At 59.4% G+C, this 19,853-nt stretch carries 15 protein-coding genes and 1 tRNA gene; 4 read left to right on the top strand and 12 right to left on the bottom strand.

What is annotated here, in order from left to right; genetic code table 11:
* A partial coding sequence (locus AC3WP7_RS29050; protein ID WP_172963366.1) for a transposase occupies nucleotides 1–171 on the top strand: 171 nt, incomplete at its 5' end.
* 335 nt (nucleotides 172–506) lie between these two features.
* Entirely contained in the window at nucleotides 507–5,102 is a 4,596-nt protein-coding gene (locus AC3WP7_RS29045) for an NACHT domain-containing protein (protein WP_102593279.1), read from the top strand.
* A 251-nt stretch (nucleotides 5,103–5,353) separates the two neighbouring features.
* Here AC3WP7_RS29045 and AC3WP7_RS29040 read toward each other — a convergent pair whose 3' ends face one another.
* The 6 genes from AC3WP7_RS29040 to AC3WP7_RS29015 form a co-directional block, all read right to left on the bottom strand.
* Entirely contained in the window at nucleotides 5,354–7,066 is a 1,713-nt protein-coding gene (locus tag AC3WP7_RS29040; RefSeq protein WP_256579986.1) for a tyrosine-type recombinase/integrase, read from the bottom strand.
* Nucleotides 7,067–7,289: 223 nt separating this feature from the next.
* Nucleotides 7,290–7,365, bottom strand: a tRNA-Gly gene (locus AC3WP7_RS29035).
* Between the two features lie 63 nt (nucleotides 7,366–7,428).
* Nucleotides 7,429–7,989: a CDP-diacylglycerol--glycerol-3-phosphate 3-phosphatidyltransferase gene (pgsA, locus tag AC3WP7_RS29030; RefSeq protein ID WP_003232771.1), complete on the bottom strand. Its 561-nt coding sequence runs from the start codon at nucleotides 7,987–7,989 to the stop codon at nucleotides 7,429–7,431.
* A gap of 32 nt (nucleotides 7,990–8,021) precedes the next feature.
* Entirely contained in the window at nucleotides 8,022–9,845 is a 1,824-nt protein-coding gene (gene uvrC, locus AC3WP7_RS29025; protein WP_092249788.1) for an excinuclease ABC subunit UvrC, read from the bottom strand.
* 1 nt (nucleotide 9,846) lies between these two features.
* Complete coding sequence (gacA, locus tag AC3WP7_RS29020; protein WP_003190387.1) at nucleotides 9,847–10,488, bottom strand: response regulator transcription factor GacA; 642 nt, start codon at nucleotides 10,486–10,488, stop codon at nucleotides 9,847–9,849.
* A gap of 151 nt (nucleotides 10,489–10,639) precedes the next feature.
* Nucleotides 10,640–11,005 (bottom strand): helix-turn-helix domain-containing protein, encoded by a 366-nt coding sequence (locus AC3WP7_RS29015; RefSeq protein ID WP_092249785.1) that lies wholly within the window; start codon nucleotides 11,003–11,005, stop codon nucleotides 10,640–10,642.
* Nucleotides 11,006–11,087: 82 nt separating this feature from the next.
* On the opposite strand from AC3WP7_RS29015, the gene AC3WP7_RS29010 reads away from it, so the two are divergent.
* Nucleotides 11,088–11,327 (top strand): DNA-binding protein, encoded by a 240-nt coding sequence (locus AC3WP7_RS29010; protein ID WP_071489635.1) that lies wholly within the window; start codon nucleotides 11,088–11,090, stop codon nucleotides 11,325–11,327.
* A gap of 35 nt (nucleotides 11,328–11,362) precedes the next feature.
* Here AC3WP7_RS29010 and AC3WP7_RS29005 read toward each other — a convergent pair whose 3' ends face one another.
* On the bottom strand, nucleotides 11,363–11,794 hold the full coding sequence (locus AC3WP7_RS29005) for a GNAT family N-acetyltransferase (RefSeq protein ID WP_092249782.1): 432 nt from the start codon (nucleotides 11,792–11,794) through the stop codon (nucleotides 11,363–11,365).
* Entirely contained in the window at nucleotides 11,795–12,544 is a 750-nt protein-coding gene (locus AC3WP7_RS29000) for a carbon-nitrogen hydrolase family protein (RefSeq protein WP_092249779.1), read from the bottom strand.
* Nucleotides 12,545–13,152: 608 nt separating this feature from the next.
* On the opposite strand from AC3WP7_RS29000, the gene AC3WP7_RS28995 reads away from it, so the two are divergent.
* Nucleotides 13,153–14,223, top strand: a complete 1,071-nt coding sequence (locus AC3WP7_RS28995) for a 3-deoxy-7-phosphoheptulonate synthase (protein ID WP_102593143.1) — start codon at nucleotides 13,153–13,155, stop codon at nucleotides 14,221–14,223.
* Nucleotides 14,224–14,238: 15 nt separating this feature from the next.
* On the opposite strand, the gene AC3WP7_RS28990 is transcribed toward AC3WP7_RS28995, so the two are convergent.
* From AC3WP7_RS28990 to AC3WP7_RS28975, 4 genes are read right to left on the bottom strand one after another with little or no spacing between them, the layout of a single operon-like run.
* Entirely contained in the window at nucleotides 14,239–14,937 is a 699-nt protein-coding gene (locus AC3WP7_RS28990; RefSeq protein WP_102593144.1) for an NAD(P)H-dependent oxidoreductase, read from the bottom strand.
* A 9-nt stretch (nucleotides 14,938–14,946) separates the two neighbouring features.
* Nucleotides 14,947–16,554, bottom strand: coding sequence for a 5-guanidino-2-oxopentanoate decarboxylase (locus tag AC3WP7_RS28985; RefSeq protein ID WP_092249770.1), 1,608 nt, complete (start codon nucleotides 16,552–16,554; stop codon nucleotides 14,947–14,949).
* On the bottom strand, nucleotides 16,544–18,652 hold the full coding sequence (locus tag AC3WP7_RS28980; protein WP_102593145.1) for an acetate--CoA ligase family protein: 2,109 nt from the start codon (nucleotides 18,650–18,652) through the stop codon (nucleotides 16,544–16,546). The genes AC3WP7_RS28985 and AC3WP7_RS28980 overlap by 11 nt, the downstream gene beginning before the upstream one ends.
* 18 nt (nucleotides 18,653–18,670) lie before the next feature.
* Complete coding sequence (locus AC3WP7_RS28975) at nucleotides 18,671–19,831, bottom strand: acyl-CoA dehydrogenase family protein (RefSeq protein ID WP_093127277.1); 1,161 nt, start codon at nucleotides 19,829–19,831, stop codon at nucleotides 18,671–18,673.
* Between the last annotated feature and the right edge of the window lie 22 nt (nucleotides 19,832–19,853).

Below are 19,853 nucleotides of genomic sequence, written 5' to 3'. Positions count from 1 at the left end.
CGTAAGAAGGTCGAAATGTTGTTTGCCCACCTCAAGCGCATCCTGAAACTGGATCGCTTGCGACTACGTGGCATGAGCGGCGCGACCGATGAGTTCACGCTGGCCGCTGCGGTGCAGAACCTGCGCCGGCTGGCCAAATTTACCTCTCAAGGTCCACCGGTCACGGGATAGGTGCGCCTGCACTAAGCAAAAACCTCAAACTAACCCACTAACTGAGCGGCAGCGGTCAACGAAGGGCCGAAAAACCACTCAATGTGGTGAGTAGGTTCTCCAGTGGTAGTCGTGCCTGAGTTCAGGCGATCTGAAAATCCGACTTATTCAACAGAATCGGCCAATAGGAGACATTCATTGCTTTTAAAGCGAGAGGTCCGGAAAGTTTTCGTTCTGCAACCGACACATTTATTCTTCCGAACCTAACCAAGAGATGAAGCAAAGCGTTCACCTGATAAAGCTACGCCCCTCCTAACTCCCATTGGCTGCAACACTTGTGGAACCATCATTCCAGCATGAACACAGCAGATAGAACGCACGCGAAGGCGCTACAGGGGGCCCTTTTAGCCCTCGATCCTTCAGGCCCAGAAGGATTTGAAGGGTTACTCGGAGTCGTACTGGGTGAAATCACAGGACAATCCTTCCGTCTCGCAAAGTCAGGTACACAGCGAGGACGAGACGGCGATTCGGCGTTCGATGGCGGGGCCACATATTTCGAGGGCAAACGCTACAAAGAAGGCCTTTCGAAGAACGATATTTCGACAAAGCTTTTCGACGTTGCGAACGACGACACTGGCGTGGTGGATCTCTGGATACTCGGAGCAACATGCGAGGTGGCATCTCAAACAGTCGAAGACGGGCGGAAATTTTCGGCCAAGAACGGCTTCGGCTTCACGGTATTGGACTGGTCAAATAACGATCTCGGAGCTCTACTCGTCGCCACTGTTGCGGCAGGTTCAAAATCCAAAGCGATTATCAAACAAGGACTCACCGGAAAGTCTGGATCGGGCCTTATAGCACCCGCTATCAAAGCTATCGACCACTTTGAAAAACACGGGGATTATCCCTCAAGGCTGAGCGCGCTCAGAAAATCACTTGCCACAGACGTTGGGTTAGGCCACGCCAAGACGCTCAACCAAGAATGGCTGGGCCGATTGTTCACAGACAAATTGCAGGCGCGCGCCGAACTCGGCCAACCACTCTCTCCATTTGATCCGTCCGGCCCATCGACACTCGATCGACCTGAGCGTGCGCTTCTTACAACGGCATTCTCCGGAGCTCCAGAAAGCGAAATCTACGCAATTGTCGGTGAAGAAGGAGTCGGAAAATCCTGGCTGGCTGTCCAGAGCTGGAGTCTGTCCAATCCCAAATCACTTCTCGTCCTGTGTCCTGCCGACGATTTGACCGGAGATGATGCAGAAGACTTCGATGACTTCCTAATTCGCAAACTTATCTATCAGACAGGTCAAAATGCCACGCCGCAAGTGATCGCGCGCTGGGGGCGCCGCTTCGAAGCTTGGCGTGCGAACATTCCGGCAAACTCAGTCCGTGTAGCCCTCATAGCTGACGGGCTCAACCAACCGCTCAAGTCAAACTGGGGGCGCTGGCTCGGTCGCGCCGCGGTACGCTTGAAGGAACTGGGCGGCTGCCTGGTGGTTACCACCCGTACGCAGCACTGGGCGCATCTCAAAAAAACGCTATTTTGTGCATTGAGGACGATCCCGCTGGCCGAGTGGTCCATCAATGACGTGAAACAGATATTGGACAGTCGCGGCATCAACTTCTCCAACACCAGGATTGAGGTTCTCGAATCCGTTCGGAATCCTCGACTTCTTGGTATCGCTATTGAGCTGATAGAAGCCAAGGCTATCGAGCTTTTGGATGAGCTAAACGTCGGGCGGCTGCTCTTTGAGCACATGCGCAGAATGGAACAGCACGGGGCGGCTACAGTTTCGGCGCCCGCATTCGCCGACCTTTTGAAAGACCTCGCAGCTAAGGTATTGGCTCGAGTGAATGCACAAAATACAGATGATCTTAGGCTGTTCGATGCCGTCCAAGAAGCCCAACTCCAAGCTGTTGCATCGAGCCGGTTCTTCTCCTCGGTGAAAGGACGCGCGTCACAGTATGAGATAAAAATCGATGGTCTTAACCTGGCACTAGCGCTCTACCTCGTCGACCAACTCGAACGCGAGTTGCGCAACGAACGCGACCCTCGAGAAAAGCTAGAGACAATACTCGAACCGATAAGCGCACTTGATGAAACGGCCAAGGTTATCTTGCTCGCAACGCAGATCGCTTGCCTTGAAGATGAAACGAGCCCTGAGGTACGCTCCGCGCTGATCGAAAAATTCGTATCACTACAGAATCTTCCGAACAGCCAGGCCGACGCCTTCGCCGCGCTAGCAAAATCGGCCCCCCTCGCCTTTCTGCAAGCCGCTGAAAATGTATACCTGTCTCAAGAGCACATCGCCAGTAAAGAATGGCTGCTTTACGCTCTACTCAACCGGCGCGACGAGCCGGGAATTTGGCAGCACATTTTGGAATCCACGAAGCGTTGGCTGTCCTTCTATTCGCTTGCACCAGAACGAGGGATGCACCGGACGTCGGGCCATGGGTCTGCCACTCAGGCTGACGAAGAGCGCAATAGAGTCTTGGCCAACATCCAAGAATGTCAGGCTGCCCTCACTGAAGTCGAGCAATCCTTCATGACTAGGAACCTCGTAATCGCTCCGCACCCAAGGTTCGATGGCATAAGTCGCTTCGCTCTCTATCTTCTGGCTGGTATGCCGCTAGAAGAGATCGCAAACTATCTTGTCCGTTGGCGGTTTTCTGCTGCACTCAATTCGTCAACGTCGGTGCCCTATGCAGAGTTCGAGCAGGTTCTTCACTACAACCGCGCCGATTGGCAGGAGACTCGATCAGCAATCTTGAAGGGATTGGAAGCGCTGCCGGCGGAACACTCGTCCAGCGTGGGGGCATGGACACGCGTTGGCATGCTGTACGGCACCGGGGATGTAGACGACGCCAAAGAGGGGGCCCGAATCCGCGGTGAACTCACACGCGACAAAGAACGCTTTGAAGGCTGGTCTATAAAAGAAAATTACAGCACTGTTGATCCCTGCAATCCCGATACCGTTGAACCAGAGAACGTTATCGGGACAGCCCGAAACTATCGACAGATTGATCCAGAAAAAATTGCCATGAGCAGGGGAATGACTCAAGAGGACCATTTCTTCTGCGGCGCACGGGCCGGAGTTGCACGCTTCGTACGTGATGACGCTATACACGCGCACCGTGCACTCGCGAGCGGGGTGCTCGACCGTAGCGGGCATGCGCGACTTCAGGGCGTATTGATGCTTTTACGGCATAGTGCGGCTCTCACAAAAGACCTTGCCCAACGCTTCCTTTCGGCCAGTGTATCTAGCACCGCGTCGTATAAAGACGGGCAAGACGCTCGGGACGAATTCCTTACGGCACAGTTTTCCGCGATCATCGCATTGCCGCATTTCACCGCCGACGAGCAGCTCGACGCGATCGCAAAAATACAGGGCGAGCCCCTCCTACTGGAGCTGCTCTCATGCGTGCGCAGTGCCACACCGGAAAAAGTGGAACAGGTGCTGGAGGGTGTTTTGCAGAGCGGAAATGAGTATGCGCAGACGGCAGTTCTTGCCTCAATCCACTATTCTAAAGCGCCTCTCACGCCGCGTGCCGTCGTTATTGTCAAAGCCTTCATCCGATCTCCACTCAAAAATCTCCGACATGGAGCGTTCGCCCTCGCCGCATTGAGCGACAACACTTCATTACTGCAGGAAGTCATAGATAGTGGATGGGGCGCGGAAAAGCCGAACAAACGCGACAGCAGTTTTGAGGAGTGGCACGGGTCCACCGCGATATTGAAGGCGTTGGAAGCGGGCCTAATAGAGATGGAGTCCGCGCTTGATCGAATGAACGTGTCCCACTACGGGTTCGCCGCCGAAACTCTACCTGCCGAACAGAATGATGCCATCGCCGCTCGCATCGAAGCCGCGCTTGTGAAGGCGTTGGATTATGAGGGTGATGTGGAGTTGCCGGAAATTGAGACCGGGGTGCCGACAGTGTCTGACCTTGAGCCTCCCCTAGTTTCGTTAACGGAACGTGCTCCGCCGGAAAACGGCTTCACATCCCAGATGAATCGGCTTTCGGAAACGGAAGAACAGTTCGACGAGCGCCAACGCCGCATGAATGACGCCTATGAACGCTTTGCGGGTGAGCTTACGGCTGTTGAAGCAGACCTAATACTCTCCGACCTCACGTACGGCGGCATCAAATCGATCATCGGACAGGATGCTGATCGCGATCAGCGCTGGCTCCAGATGTTGGTCGCCACCTCCGATCGAAAGCTCCGTCATCTTCACCACGTCGCCCTACAGGTAGCGGTCGCACTCGGCATCAGCGGCAATCCGTTAGCACCTGAGTTTATTACCCGCATTTTGGCACTGGAGCCGACCATACGTCGTGTCACCGGCACTGCAAAAAGCCCTGTAGAGACCGTTACCCTGTGGCGCAACACTGCTAGCCCGGCGATGGTGGACATATGCAAAAGGCGCCTCCGAACACCGCAAAGCGACAGCGACATCGCGCGCGAGGTCATCGCAGCCCATCTCACCGGAAATGTGGCAATTCTACAGACCTACATTGATGAGCTTCTTGCCACGGACCGGCCTTACGAGACAGCACTTGCGCTCATGATTGCAGGCTTTTGCGACGATAGCGCCCACGCTGAGGCGGTTCTGTCCCGCTTCGAAGGCACCGAGGGCTTCATTGGCAAGGCCCACTCAACTGCGAGCGATTCGTATGCAAGGAATCGTTGGGCAAAGACTTGGTATGCAAAGATGCTCAATGCTCAACGGCAGGAGGATTTCTGGAGCGCTTCCATTCTGTTTATGAAGATCGTCGATGGCCGTTTTGACATATGGTCTGAAGTCTCGATAGCACCAACAGCCATCTTCACGGCGTTTATGCCGACGATAAGTCGGGAAATCAGCAACAGAGCAATTAAGGTCCAGAAAAAGCGCCAAGAGAAGCTGTTCGGTGAAAAAGCCCCCTCATCTGTAATGTTGAGTTTCGAATAATGAAGTGCGGAGGCACAGGCGAAAGCGTAGTCGCTTTCGTCGGTAGGTATCGACTTTACGAGTGGCCGAGATAAGGGCGCAAAGCTGCCCCGGGAAATCTCACCTCTATGTCTGCTTCTGACGGATAGCTGCAATCAGGCAGTGCCGTTATCACTGCGCTCAAATCTAGTTAGATGACGCTGTGATAGAGATGCGCAAGGCTCGAAACCGCTGCCGCCCCCAAAAAACTGGGTGAACAGCCAAACATGTAGTCACGGAAGAGCAAGTCGCTTCGAGATAACCCAGTAGGCATCCCAGTGCGCCTCCACTGTCATCAGAGCCCTCTGCGTTTGCCCTAACCAAGATGCGTCGAGCTGCCAATCCGGTAGCCGCAATCCTCGATTCCCCAAACTAATAGCCAATAACCGCCCTTCCTTGATGTCCCGACTCACCTGCTCCCGAGACTTACCCGCCAATCGCGCAAACTCTGGCACTGTCAAATTGGTAGGTGCTTCATATGCTGCCAGCATTGCAAGACGTTGCCGTTGTATCTCCGAAACAGGCGCCGCCATCACATTCCTCTCTGGCATCACTGCAACCGCATCGACACCTTCAACCACGTGAGCAGCCCTTTTCGGCTTAGACTCCACCTCATATATCAACGAGGCGGCATCTGCTGCCACTGCTCCAGCGACTGATACCGCCCCCTCCAACCGAATCGTCAGCGGCGAACTCGCCGCGTCATGCTTTCCCTGAGCCCAAAGGTCTAACCGATTGGCCCAGTCCTGCATCATGGTCCGCCGCTGTTCCACATATCGGGCATGGTTATAGGTCGCACTCACCTGATCCGGATCAGCATGAGAAAGCTGCGCGTCAATCCAATTCTTGGGATATCCGATCTCGTGCAGCGCAGTAGAAATTGTGGCGCGCATACCATGACCTGTTAACTGATCAGCCAAACCCATTCGATGCAGGGCATTGTTTAAGGTGTTTTCGCTAATGCGTAGCTGCAGGTTGCTGCGATGGGAGAAAAGAAAACGTTGTGCAGGTAAGACCTGATCAAGCATATAGCGCACGATTTCCAGCGCCTGCACCGAAAGCGGAACGATGTACGGCGGCACCTGACCACCAGCCCTACCCGGCTTGCGCATCTGCACTTGGAGCTGTTTAACGACCTCCGGTGGAATCACCCACAGCTGCTTTTCCAGGTCGAACTGATCAGGCGTGGCATAACGCAACTCGCCCGTTCTCACACCGGTCAATAGCAACAAGCGCAACCCCAGTTTTGTCTGCAGTTGGCCACCGTAATTGCGAATCCTCGACAGCAGTTCTGGCAGTTGCTCCATCCGCAAAAATGGGTTGTTCGTCACCGGTGGCTTGGGTAGCGCCACCACATCCAGGTCTGACGCCGGGTTCACTTCGAGCCCTTCGACTTTCACCAAAGCATAACGAAACAGCTGGTTGAACCAGGTGCGACATTTCTCGGCCATTGTGAGGGCGTTGCGCTGCTCGATGACACTGAGGACGCCCATCAGGTCGTGACGGGTAATGCCCTTGATGGGGCGCTCGCCTAAGGTGGGCAAGATGTCTTTTTTAAAGACCCTGAGGATTTGCGAGAGTGTGCTTTGCCGCCCTTCTTTCAGGATCAACCGGCGGAAGTTGACCCACTCGTTGTACACCGCTTCAAAGGTATGCTTTTCAGCAACTTCAGCCGCATGCCGCTGCTGCTTACGGTGTTCACAGGGGTTGATGTTGTCCGCCAGTAATCGCCGCGCGTCATCACGCCGAGAGCGTGCTTGCTTGAGGCTGACTTCAGGGTAGGTACCGAGGGACATGCGCTGCTGACGCCCCTCCCAGTAATAGCGAAACAGCCACAGCTTACTGCCCGCCTTGGTGACCCAAAGGGATAGGCCGTCAAAGTCGCCGAGGGTATAGTTTTTACCGGTGATTCGGGCATGCCGAATGGTGAATTCCGAGAGTGGCATGGTGAGCTCCTGTGAGAGAGTCAGCACCTGATGCTCGTCTGGAGACCCGAGAGGAACCAGTCAAAATACGGATTCGAACGAGCCCGTAATGTTGTACTTAATCCTGTACTTGTTCGTACTGGATTACCCTGGATTTCAGTGGTTTTCCGCAGAAACGAAAAAAGACGCCTAAGCGTCTATTTCGTGGATCCCAGCGCCCAATGGACTTCTGTGGATCAATGTCTGGAGCGGGAAACGAGACTCGAACTCGCGACCCCGACCTTGGCAAGGTCGTGCTCTACCAACTGAGCTATTCCCGCGTCTTGGTGATGCGCATTCTATAGAATTATCAGAACCGGTCAACCCCTTGATTCGAAAATGTTTTATTTCTTTTCAACGGTGGTGCGCAGATGCGGCCAGGCAGCGCGCAGGTACTGGAGCATGGACCACAAGGTCAGGCCGGCGGCGATGAGCAGCAGGGCGTAGCCGGTCAACACCCAAAAGGAGAAGTCCGACGGGTTGGCCAGCAGGATCACCAGCGCGAGCATCTGAGCGGCGGTTTTCCATTTGCCCATGTTGGAGACAGCGACATGGGCGCGGGCACCGATTTCGGCCATCCATTCGCGCAGTGCGGACACCACGATTTCGCGGCCGATGATCACGGCGGCCGGCAGGGTCAGCCACAGGTTGCCGTGTTCCTGCACCAGCAGGACCAGGGCGACGGCCACCATGAGTTTGTCCGCTACCGGGTCGAGGAACGCGCCGAACGGCGTGCTCTGTTCCAGGCGACGGGCCAGGTAGCCGTCGAGCCAGTCGGTGGCAGCCGCGAAGGCAAAGACGGAGCTGGAGGCCGCATAGCTCCATTCGTACGGCAAATAAAACAACAGGATGAAAATAGGAATAAGCAGGACGCGTAGAACGGTGATCAGATTAGGGATATTCATCGGCACAACTGGCTACGAGGTGGAAAGGCATTCTATTCGCTGTGCAGATTCGCATAAATCAACTCAGCGAGCTTTTTACTGATACCGGGAGCTTTGGCTATTTCGTCAATGCTGGCACGGGATAGCTCCTGCAAGCCACCAAAATGTTTAAGCAAGTCGCGTCGCCGTGTCGGCCCGACGCCCGCCACCCCCTCCAGGGTTGAGGTTCGACGGGTTTTGCCGCGTCGGGCGCGGTGACCGGTAATGGCGAAACGGTGCGCCTCATCGCGGATCTGCTGGATCAGGTGCAACGCCGGTGAGTCGCCCTTCAAAGTGAACTCATGGGCGGCATCATTCAAGTACAACGTCTCGAAACCGGCCTTGCGCGTAGCGCCCTTGGCCACGCCGAGCAGGATCAGGTCGGGCACCGCCAGTTCGTTGAGCACGTCGCGGGCCATGGACAGCTGGCCCTTGCCACCGTCCACCAGGAGGATATCCGGCAGTTTGCCCTCGCCGTCCTTCAACTTGCTGAAACGCCGGGTCAGGGCCTGGTGCATGGCCGCATAGTCATCGCCGGCGGTGACGCCTTCGATGTTGTAGCGACGGTAATCGGCTTTGATCGGCCCTTCCGGCCCGAACACTACGCAGGACGCCACCGTGGCTTCGCCACTGGAGTGGCTGATGTCGTAACACTCCAGGCGTTGCGGCGGCTCGTCCAGGTTGAGGACTTCGGCCAGGGCGTCGAAGCGTGCGGCGACGTGCTGTCGATTGGCCAGGCGTGCGCCCAGGGCCTGCTCGGCATTGGTCACGGCCAGTTGCTGCCAACGGGCTCGCGTGCCGCGTACGCGATGGCTGATGTCCAGCTCGCGGCCGCGCAATTCGTGGATCGCCTCGATCAGCGTGGGGAAGTCTTCGTGCACCACGTTGACGATCAGCTCCGACGGCAAATCGCGCTCCGGGCTGCTCACGTAGTACTGGCCCAGGAAGGCCGCCATGACCTCAGCCACGTCTTCGTCGATACCGGTCTGCGGGAAGAAGTTCTTGCTGCCCAACACCCGCCCGCCCCGCACGCTGATAAGGTGCACGCAGGCACCGCCCGGGTTGACGAAGGCGGCGATCACATCGACGTCACCGGTACCGCCTTCCATGCTCTGCTGGTCCTGCACGCGGCGCAGCAGGGAGATCTGGTCGCGCAGTTCGGCGGCCTTTTCGAAATCCAGGGTGCTGGCCGCCTGCTCCATGGCGCCGGAGAGTTCGTCGGTGAGGGCATTGCTGCGCCCTTCGAGAAACATCACCGAGTGACGCACATCCTCGGCGTACTCGGCCGGCTCCACCAGGCCCACACAGGGTGCCTTGCAGCGCTTGATCTGGTATTGCAGGCACGGCCGGGTGCGGTTCTTGTAGAAGCTGTCTTCGCACTGGCGCACAAAAAAGGTCTTTTGCAGCAGGCTCAGGCTTTCGCGGATCGCGCCGGCGCTGGGATAGGGCCCGAAATACTTGCCCTTCTGCTTCTTCGCGCCTCGGTGGATGCTCAGGCGTGGGAAGTTGCCGTCGGATAAAAACACGTAGGGGTAGGACTTATCATCGCGCAGCAGAATATTGTAAGGCGGCCGCCACTCCTTGATCAGCGTCTGCTCAAGCAGCAGTGCTTCGGTTTCATTGGCGGTGATGGTGGTTTCGACCTGGGCGATGCGCGCCACCAGCGCGGCGGTTTTCGGCGCGAGGCCGCTCTTGCGAAAGTAGCTCGCCAGGCGGTTCTTCAGGTTCTTGGCTTTGCCGACATACAGCAGGCGCGCCTCGCTGTCGAACATGCGGTACACGCCGGGGCGGCCACTGCAGGTCGAGAGGAAGGCACTGGGATCAAACGGTGTGGTCATGTCAGGCGCTGGCGTCCACCATGCCGTGGCGCACCGCGAGCAGGGTCAATTCAACATCACTGCTGATGGCGAGCTTCTCGAAAATGCGATAACGGTAGGTGTTGACGGTCTTGGGCGACAGGCACAACTTGTCGGAGATCGTCTGCACCTTCTGGCAGCCGACGATCATCAGGGCTATCTGGATTTCCCGCTCCGACAGCGCATCGAACGGCGAGTCGCTGGTGGGCTGGAAAGATTTGATGGCCAGTTGCTGGGCGATCTGCGGGCTGATGTAACGCTGCCCGGCAAACACCAGGCGAATGGCTTGCACCATCTCGGCCAGACCGGCACCCTTGGTCAGGTAACCGGCCGCGCCGGCCTGCAACAGGCGCGTCGGGAACGGGTCTTCTTCACACACGGTCACCACCACGACCTTGATGTCCGGGTGGCTGCGCAACAATTTGGTCGTGGCGCCAAGACCACCGATACCTGGCATCTTGACGTCCATCAGTACCACATCGGGTTTCAACTCCCGGGCCTTGATCAGGGACTCTTCCCCGGACTCGGCCTGACCGACTACTTGCAGGCCATCGATGTCAGCCAGCATTCGTGTAATGCCTGTACGAACGAGATCATGGTCATCGACTACTAGCACCCTAATCAAGCAGACACCTCGCGATATGGTCTTATAGGTTGCTGAACACCTTAGCAAAAAACCAAGGCGCAGACCTAGCTGCAAGCGTCATATATATAGAGTTTGAATACACAGCAGCCGTCCACCCTGCGGTGGACGGCTCTATTTGTTGGGCAGCAGGTCAGGATTCCTGGGGCTGCGGTCTGCTTTTTCCATTCAGTGACACGGAGTGCTCGGCCAGGCTTGACGTCAAGCGACGGATTGCAGCCTGGTCTTCCTTGAACATCGCACGGTAGTCACCCAATACTTTTTCTTCAACCTGGCTCAGGTTGTCCAGTTGAATCGGGGTAGGCGTACCGGTCAACACGTACAGCACATCCACACCTTTCTCGGCGACACGCGACAGGTAGTCCGCTTTAGGCGCCCGTCCTCCACTTTCGTATTTACCTTGTGCGTTGGCTTCAACGCCGCCTATTTCACCAAAAACTTTTTGCGACAAGCCAAGTCGCTCCCTTTCTTGCCTCAAACGCGAACCGATTCCACTCATTTGGATGTATGATCCTGGTTGGGACACCCCAAGAGGTGACACACTCATCATTTTGCTGAACAAACTTGAACGGTTTTGAACTATGCCCGGAATCCGTACTGCCGCACAAGCCAAGGCCTGGCTGGAACATCAAGGAAAGTCAGTTCAAGCGTTCGCCCGTGAACATGGCGTTGATCCGGCAACCACCTATCAAGTGCTCGCTGGGCGCAAAAAGGGACGACGTGGAGAGGCCCATAAGGTAGCGGTCCTCTTGGGCATGAAAGAAGGGATCATCCATTCTGAGGCTGATGCTCAAAAAAACGATCAGGAGGTCATTTCCTGAAGCCAGTATGCGCTTATTAGAATTGGGTGCGTGGTTTAGCTTGATGGACAGAGACGTTCCATGCGCCAGAAGCAGTTTTCTTCACCGACGATACTCAGCCCCATGCGCTGATAGAGCCTTCGGGCCGGATTGGTCTTGAACACGGTCAGACGCAGCAACCCCAGGGCCTGAGCCTTGAGCGCCATCTGCTCCAAGACCCAACTGCCCGCGCCCTGCCCACGACATGCCGCAAGCATATGCAGCTCACGGATATAGAGTGCGCGGCTGTCGCGGCTCAAACTGATAAAGCCCAACACGGTCTCGTCGTTGCAGATCAGCCAGTTTTCGCGACCCGCCCAAGCCACATCGAAGCCGTCGTTGGACCACACCAGATCGTATTGCAGGTAATAGCGACTCATGGCCTCAAAGGTCAGGGTTCGGGCGAACGGCAAGTCCTGGTCCGTCGCAGCGCGCAGGTGAAACGCCATTTACAGCGCTACCACTTGGCCAGCCCACACGGCGCCATCACGACGGGCGATTACCAGCGCATCACCCAGGCCTGACGCAGCAGCCAGTAAACGGCCATCTGCGGCCCAAATGGCGCTGCTACCGGCACACACATAGCCACCCGATGGCCCGCCATGGTTGGCTACCAGCACCACCAGGCCATGCTCGGCCGCATACCCCTGGAGCAACGCGCTGTCCGCTGCGTAGCCGCCTTCGCTGATCAACACACCGGCGGCATAGACAGTGGCGCCCATCTGGGCCGCCTGGCGCGGGTGACTGGCGCGGGAGAAATCCGCGCACACCGCCAGCGCAATCCGCTCATCGCCGATGTCAAGCGCCGCTCCCCCCTGCCCTGGGGCAAACACCGCTTCTTCGCCTGGATGCAGATGCTGCTTGGTGTACACCGCAAGAGAACCGTCTGCCCCCAACACCAGCGCGCCGATCAGCACACCTGCCCCAGGTGCCAGGCGAATCGGCATGCCGACCACCGCCGTCAAGCCCCACTCCCGTGCCATTTCGCGCAGCGGTGCGAGCAGCGCGTCTTCGGGAGCAATCGCCAATGCGGCCGCCAGTGACGGCTCATAGCCGGTCAACGACAGTTCCGGAAACACCAGCACGTGCACGCCATGTTCGGCCGCCGCGTGCATGAGGGCCAAGTGCCGTTCGATATTGGCCGGCACGTCGCCCGCGATGGAAACAGATTGAGCAGCAGCAAGGGTCAGGGCAGTCATGGTCGCGTCCAGGCAATCATCCAAGGTGTGACAAGCATATCGCGGTCGATAGCGGTCAGTACCCCCGCGCAATAGAAATTACTGATTGAATCCACCTGCGTGCCTCTAGTAAGCTCCCCCCATCATTTGGAGACACACCATGTTGCAACTCACCACCCCTCAGGTCTGCCCTGTTGCCAGCGCCCCGCGCTCGGTATCGGCTACCCGTGTGAACGGTTCGAGCGCACTGGTCAGCTTTTATTTTGGGTATTGGTTTAGCCACTGGCGCGCCTGATACCTGAAATCGGCGCCCACTACTCAAGGGGTCGCCTACCAGAGAAATCCAAACCCCCGGTCGGCTCCCCGACCGGGGGTTTTGTTTTTTCAGGCCCCAATATTTTTTGATGAACACTTAAAGGACACACGACATGAACTACGCCACCTATTACCGCTACGACACTTCCACTGCATGGCGATTTAGCCAGCTCCGCTCGGGACAGCCTGCCGCCTCCGATCGGTCACCTATGGGTGGCAAGCCAACACACACAGCCAGTACGGCCCACTGTCGAACACCCCAGTAGGGCCAGGCGCGCGGGAACAGCCCGCCGCTTGCCCAGGAAGCCTTGAATATGAACTCTGCCACCGCCGCTCTGCCCGTTTCTGCCCTGACCAGCGCCAATGAAGCCCTGACCCAGCGCTTGCCCAGCGCGCTTGATTTAAAGCTCAAGCTGCCGCTCAGCCCGTTCCTCAATGAACAAGTCCACGCCCATCGCCACGCCGTGCGCGCCATCCTCAATGGCCAGGATTCACGTTTGCTGGTGATCGTCGGCCCGTGCTCGATCCACGACCCGGAGTCGGCCATGGAATACGCACGCAACCTGAGGAAACTCGCACTCGAAGTGAGCGACCAGATGCTGCTGGTGATCCGCGCCTACGTCGAAAAACCGCGCACCACCATCGGCTGGAAAGGCCTGGCCTACGACCCGCACCTGGACGGCAGCGACGATATGGCCGCCGGCCTCAGCCTGTCCCGCGAACTGATGCGCGAAATGCTGCGCCTGGGCCTGCCGGTCGCCACTGAGCTGCTGCAACCGATGGCCGCCGGCTACTTCGATGACCTGCTCAGTTGGGTCGCGATTGGCGCACGCACCACCGAATCGCAGATCCACCGCGAAATGGCCAGCGGCCTGGGCATGCCCGTGGGCTTCAAGAACGGCACCGACGGCGGCGTGGCGATTGCCTGCGACGCGATGCGCTCGGCGTCCCACCCGCACCGTCACTTCGGCGTCGACAGCCAGGGGCACCCGGCGATCATCCAGACCCCGGGCAACCCCGACACCCACCTGGTGCTGCGCGGCGGCCACCGTGGGCCGAACTACGATGCGCAAAGCGTGGCGCAGGTGAAACACGACCTGGCCAAGTCCAAGGTGGCGGCGCGGATCATGGTCGATTGCAGCCATGCCAACAGCGGCAAAGACCCGCTGCGTCAACCGGCGGTGTTCAACGACGTGCTGGAGCAGCGCTTGCAGGGCGACACGTCGCTGATCGGCATGATGCTCGAAAGCCACCTGTTCGAAGGCTGCCAGCCGTTGAGCACATCGATGAAGTACGGCGTGTCGCTGACCGATGGCTGCCTGGGCTGGGATGCCACCGAGCAGTTGTTGCGTAGCGCCGCCGAGCGCTTGCGCGCACAAGGCTGAACGACCAAGGCGCTGCTACAGCGGGTACAGCGCCTCATCAAATTGCTCAAGTTTCGGAAATACCAAGGGCTGCTCATCCGCCAGCCCTTGCAGCCGTTGCTCATACTCCACCAGGAAATCCTGCCGCGCCTCAGCACTGATATACGGCACATGCCACGCCACAAACGGCGCCAGCACCTCATAGCCCACATACGCCAGCGTGCCGCGCAGGATCGGGCGCAACATATCCTCCAGCGGCCCATGAATCGCGCCCTCGCCGAACATATGCTCGCGCCCGCCCAGGGTCACGGTGACCAGCGCCCGCTTCCCCGCCAACCCACCCTGATCGTAAAAGCGCTTGCCGCCGTAACACACGCCCGACACCAGCACCCGGTCAATCCAGCCCTTGAGTATGGCCGGCGCCGAGAACCAGAAGATCGGAAAGTTGAGGACCAACAGATCGGCCCACAGCAGCTTGTCCAACTCAGCCTGAATATCCGCCGCTATCGACTGTTTCCTCACTCCCAGGCGTTGCTCCAGCGCATACACCAGGTAATCGGGGTTTTCCCGAATGGAAAAATCCGCCGCCGACGCCACCGGGTTCCACTGCATGGCGTACAAATCACTGACCTTGACGGTGTGTCCCCGGCCTTGCAGCGTGACGAGCGCCTGGTCACGCAGTGCCGCTGTGAACGACCGTGGCTCGGGATGGGCGTGAACAATCAAAACCTTCATGTGAGTTCCTCAAACAGCGCAGGCCTGTTTCAGTTCGATCAGGGTTACGCCATTGCGTTGGAAAGCGTTGCGCAGGTGCGTCTGCAATTCATCCAGGTTGTGGGGCTGGTTCACGGTGCAGCCGAACGCCTGGGCGAACAGCCCAAAGTCGGGGTTGCGCGGCAGCACGCCGACGGGTTCGATGTCGAGGTTGAGCATGTCGTCGCGGATCTGGCCAAGTGCGTCGTTGTTCCACAACAGCACCACCAGCGGGCTGTCCAATTCCTCCACGGCGGTGGCCAGTTCCTGGGCGGTGTAGAGAAAACCACCGTCACCGACCAGCACCAGGCCTGGCCGCTGCGGTGCGCCGAACTTGGCACCGATGGCCGCCGGCAGGCCATAACCCAAGGTGCCGTAGCCGGTGGGGTGCAGCCAACTGCGCGGGGCGCGACTGCGATAGGCGTAATTGCCGGTGTAGGCCAGTTGGGTCATGTCGCTGCTGATGAATGCATTGGCGGGCAGTTCGGCTTCGATGCGGTCAAGAATGGCACGGTGGATGGACTGCAACGGGCCGTGTCCCCGCTCGACGGCCTGGTGTAATGCCGCAACACGCTTGGCTGCCGTTTCCGCGTCAGCCGACACGGTTGGCAAACGCTCCAGCAACGCCAGCACCGTCTGATTGGCATCGCCACGCAGCGCCACGGCACTGGGGTAGAAATCATTGAATTTGCGCGGGTCGATATCCACCCGCAGCAGCTCACCGTTGAGGGGCAGACGCTCGCACCAATAGTCGGTGTCGGCCATTTCCGTGCCCACCGCCAGCACCACATCGGCCTCGCTGATCAGTTGCCAGCCGGGCTCGACGCACAGGGTGGAACCGGCATTCAACGGGTGATCGATCGGCAGCAACCCCTTGCCGGCCACGCTGGTGAAAAACGGCGCGGCCAACTGCGTGCTCAAACGCTGCAACGCCTCGCCTGCCGCCAGTGCACCGCCCCCGGCGATAATCATGGGCCGTTGGGCCGCTGCGAGCTTGGCCACCGCCTGGCCCAAGACGTCAGCCGACGGCACGCCGCGACCCGGGCGGCGCACCACGTCATCGCTCCAGTCGCGCTTGATCGGTGCCGCCAACACATCCAGCGGCACCGAGATATGCACCGGCCGAGGCCGCTCGCTGTCGAACACCGCATAGGCGCGGGCGATCAGTTCGGGCAAATCCTCGGCACTGAGTGCGACCGCCGAAAACGCCGTGATCGGTGCGGTGATGGCCCGCTGGTCCTGGGTCTCGTGCAGGCTGCCCCAGCCCTTGCCAAGGCTGGCGGTGCTGTTGACGCTGGAGATCACCAGCAGCGGAATCGAGTCGGCATACGCCTGGCCGATCGCGGTGGCGGCATTGGTCACTCCCGGCCCGGTGATCACAAAGCACACCCCTGGCTTGCCGCTGACCCGCGCATACCCGTCGGCCATGAAACCGGCGCCTTGCTCGTGGCGCGTAAGCACATGGCGAATGCCGCTGCCGGGCAGGCCGCGATACAGCTCCAGCGTATGCACACCGGGAATGCCGAACACGGTGTCCACCCCATAATGGGCCAGCAACCGCACCAGGGCCTGGCCGCCGGTCATCACCTTATCGTGCATGCTCATCTCCTAGACGTATCAATGCATCGACCGCCGTAGCGCCCTGGGCACTGACCAACAATGGGTTCACATCCAGCTCCAGCAACTGCCCGGCGTTGGCGCAGGCGTAGTCGACCACCGCCCGAATGGCCGCGACCAATACATGCATATCCGCCGCGTCACGGCCGCGATAACCTTGCAGCAACGGGGCGCTGCGCAGGCTGAGCAGAGCATTGCAAATGGCGCTGTCGGTGGTGGGCAGCAGCAGGCTGCGACTGTCCTTGAGCAGCTCTACCAGGATGCCACCGGTACCGATGACCAGTGCCAGGCCAAACTCGTTTTCTCGCTTGATGCCCACGATCAACTCCGCCAAAGGCGGCGCAGCCATGGCCTCCAGCAGCAGTTGATCGAACGCGACATCCGGCGCATAAGCGGCGATGTGCTCGCGCATCTGCTCAAGTGCAGTGGTCAGCGCCATACCGTTTTTCAGGTTCAGCACCACTGCACCGGCTTCGGTTTTATGCGGCAACTGCGCGCTGACCGCTTTGAGCACCAGGGGATAGCCAACCACCGCGGCATCGCTGATCGCCCTGGCCGGAGTACTCAATACCCCGGTTGGCGTGGCCAGGCCGAACGCGCGCAAGGCTTGTTTGGAAGCCCATTCGTCGAGGGCCTCGCCGCTGCCTTGCAGGGCCTTCGGGCACAGCGGTTCGAGGATCGATTCGCCGCGCTCCAGCAGCACGCGGCGATTGCCCGGGTAACCGGCAATCCGTCCCCACGCCGCCAATGCGTCTTCCACGCCTTGCAGCGCTGCGATGCCTTGAGCATGCAGGCGCTCGCGGGCATGGGCCGGCAGCAACTCGGGAAAGGCCGAGGTGACAAACCCCGTCTTGCCATGCCGGCCAAGCGCGTTGCAGAACAACTCCAGCAGCAGGTCACACTCCTTGCGCTCACCCGTGGACTCGGCCGGGTAATCCAGCACCAACAGGGCGGCATCGGCTTCGGTGCGCAGGGCGGTGTCGAGCATGGCATCGAGGGCCGCACGGTTGCCCCAGATGGCCGTGGTGAAATCCAGCGGATTGACCAGGTTGGCGTAGCTGGGCAGCACCTGCGCCAGTTCACGGCGCTGGCCTGCGTCAAGCGTTGGCAAGGCCAGGTGATTGCGTTCGGCATAGTCGGCAATCAGCCCCGCATCGCCCCCGGAACAGGCCAGCGCGATCAGGCGGTTACCCGCAGGAAGGTTGCCGCATGCCGCAGCTTTGAGGGTTTCGACAAAACTCACCGGCCCGCTCACGCGAATCACGCCCAAGCGTGCAAACAGGCTGTCGTACAGCGCATCGGAGCCGGACAGCGAACTGGTGTGACTCAAGGCCAGCTCGGCGCCGATCTGCGACACGCCGGTTTTCAGCGCAATGATCGGAATGCCTTTTTCTAGGGCCTTGTGGGCGGCACGGGCAAACCCCGGCACATTTTTCAACCCTTCCAGGTGCAGGCCGATGGCGGTGACGCGCGGTTCATCGAGCAGCACCTCCATCAATTCGGCAACACCCAATTGCGCCTGGTTACCCACCGACGCCATGTAGGCTACCGGCAGCGAACGGTCGCTCATCGACAGGTTGTAGGCGAAGTTGCCGCTCTGGGTCAGCACCGCCACGCCCTTCTCCACCGCCTTGCCGCCATGAGCCACCGGCCACAGCGCTGCGCCGTGCAGGTAATCCAGCAGGCCGTAGCAGTTGGGGCCAAGCAAGGCCATCTCACCCGCCGCCTTTAATAGCTGCTGTTGCAGGACGGCACCGTCGGCCCCGGTCTCGGCAAACCCTGAGGCGTAGCAAATCGCGCCACCCGTGCCGATGGCCGCGAGTTCGGCGACGCAGGCCAACGTGAGTTCGCGGTTGGTGGCGATAAACACCGCGTCCGGCCCGCACGGTAAATCCGCCACACGGCGTACACAAGGGATGCCGTCGAGGCGGTCATGCTGCGGGTTGACCAGCCACATCGGCCCGTTAAAACCACCTTCGGCGCAGCGCTTGAGCGCACGGGCCATGCTGCGGCCGCCGACGAATGCCAGGTGCCGGGGCGCCAGCAGGCGCTTGAGGTTGTCGCGAATAGCCTGAGACATAAGCGTTCTCCGCGCCGATCAGCGCAACAGCGGCCGCAACAGTTCACGGGCGATGATATGGCGCTGGATTTCCGAGGTGCCTTCCCAGATCCGCTCGATCCGTGCGTTGCGCCAGATGCGCTCCACCGGCCCTTCCTCCATCAGGCCCATGCCGCCGAAAATCTGCACCGCCTCGTCGGCAACCTTGCCCAGGGTTTCACTGGCAAACAGCTTGGCCATGCCGGCCTCGCCATCGGTCATGCTGCCCTGGTCCATCTTCCAGGCGGTGTGCAGGGTCAGCAGTTCTGCTGCGCGGATCTGTGTGGCCATGTCCGCCAGCTTGAAGCTCACGCCTTGATAAGTGCCGATGGGCTGGCCGAACTGCTTGCGGTCCGCCGCCCATTGCAGCGACACATCCAGCGCGCGCTGGGCCTGGCCGACGCAGTTGGCGGCCACCATCACACGGCCGGCGGTGAGCCAGGCGTTGGCCACGTCCCAGCCCTTGCCCACTTCGCCCAGTACCTTGGAAGCCGGTACGCGGCAGTCGTCGAAGAACAGTTCATAGGTGTGATAACCCCGGTTGCTCACGCACTTGGGGCCACGGCGGATGGTCATGCCGGGCGTGCCGCGATCCACCAGGAGCGCGGTCACGGCGTTGCGCTGTCGACCGTTGTGTTCATAGGTGTCGGTGACCGCAAACACGATGGCGAAATCGGCGTGCCCGGCATGGCTGATAAAGTGCTTGCTGCCGTTGATCACGAACTCATCGCCACGTTGTACGGCGCGGGTCTTGATGGCATTGGCGTCGGAGCCGGCGCCGGGTTCGGTGAGGGCGAAACAGTCGATTTTCTTGCCCTGCACACACGGCAGCAGGTAGTCGCCAATCTGTGCTCCCGTACACGCCATGAGGATCTTGGACGGCCGCGCAACAAACACATGCAGCGCCCACGACACCTTGGACAATTCCCGCTCGATCAGGGCCTGGGACAGATAGTCCAGGCCACCGCCCCCCACCGCCTCCGGCATGTTGAAGGCGTAGAAGCCAGCAGCGATGGCCTTGTCGCGGATCTGCGCGGCCAGCTCGGGAGAGACCTCATCGGCACGGTCCACCGCCGCTTCATGGGGCAACAATTCCTTGGCTACAAAACTGCGTACCGCGTCCACCAACATGTCTTGTTCTTGGCTGAGTTGGAAATGCATGGCGCTACCTGCTCGGAGGTGG

This window comes from Pseudomonas sp. FW305-3-2-15-C-LB1, from assembly GCF_058787615.1.
This window is presented reverse-complemented; position numbering and strand designations above follow the sequence as displayed.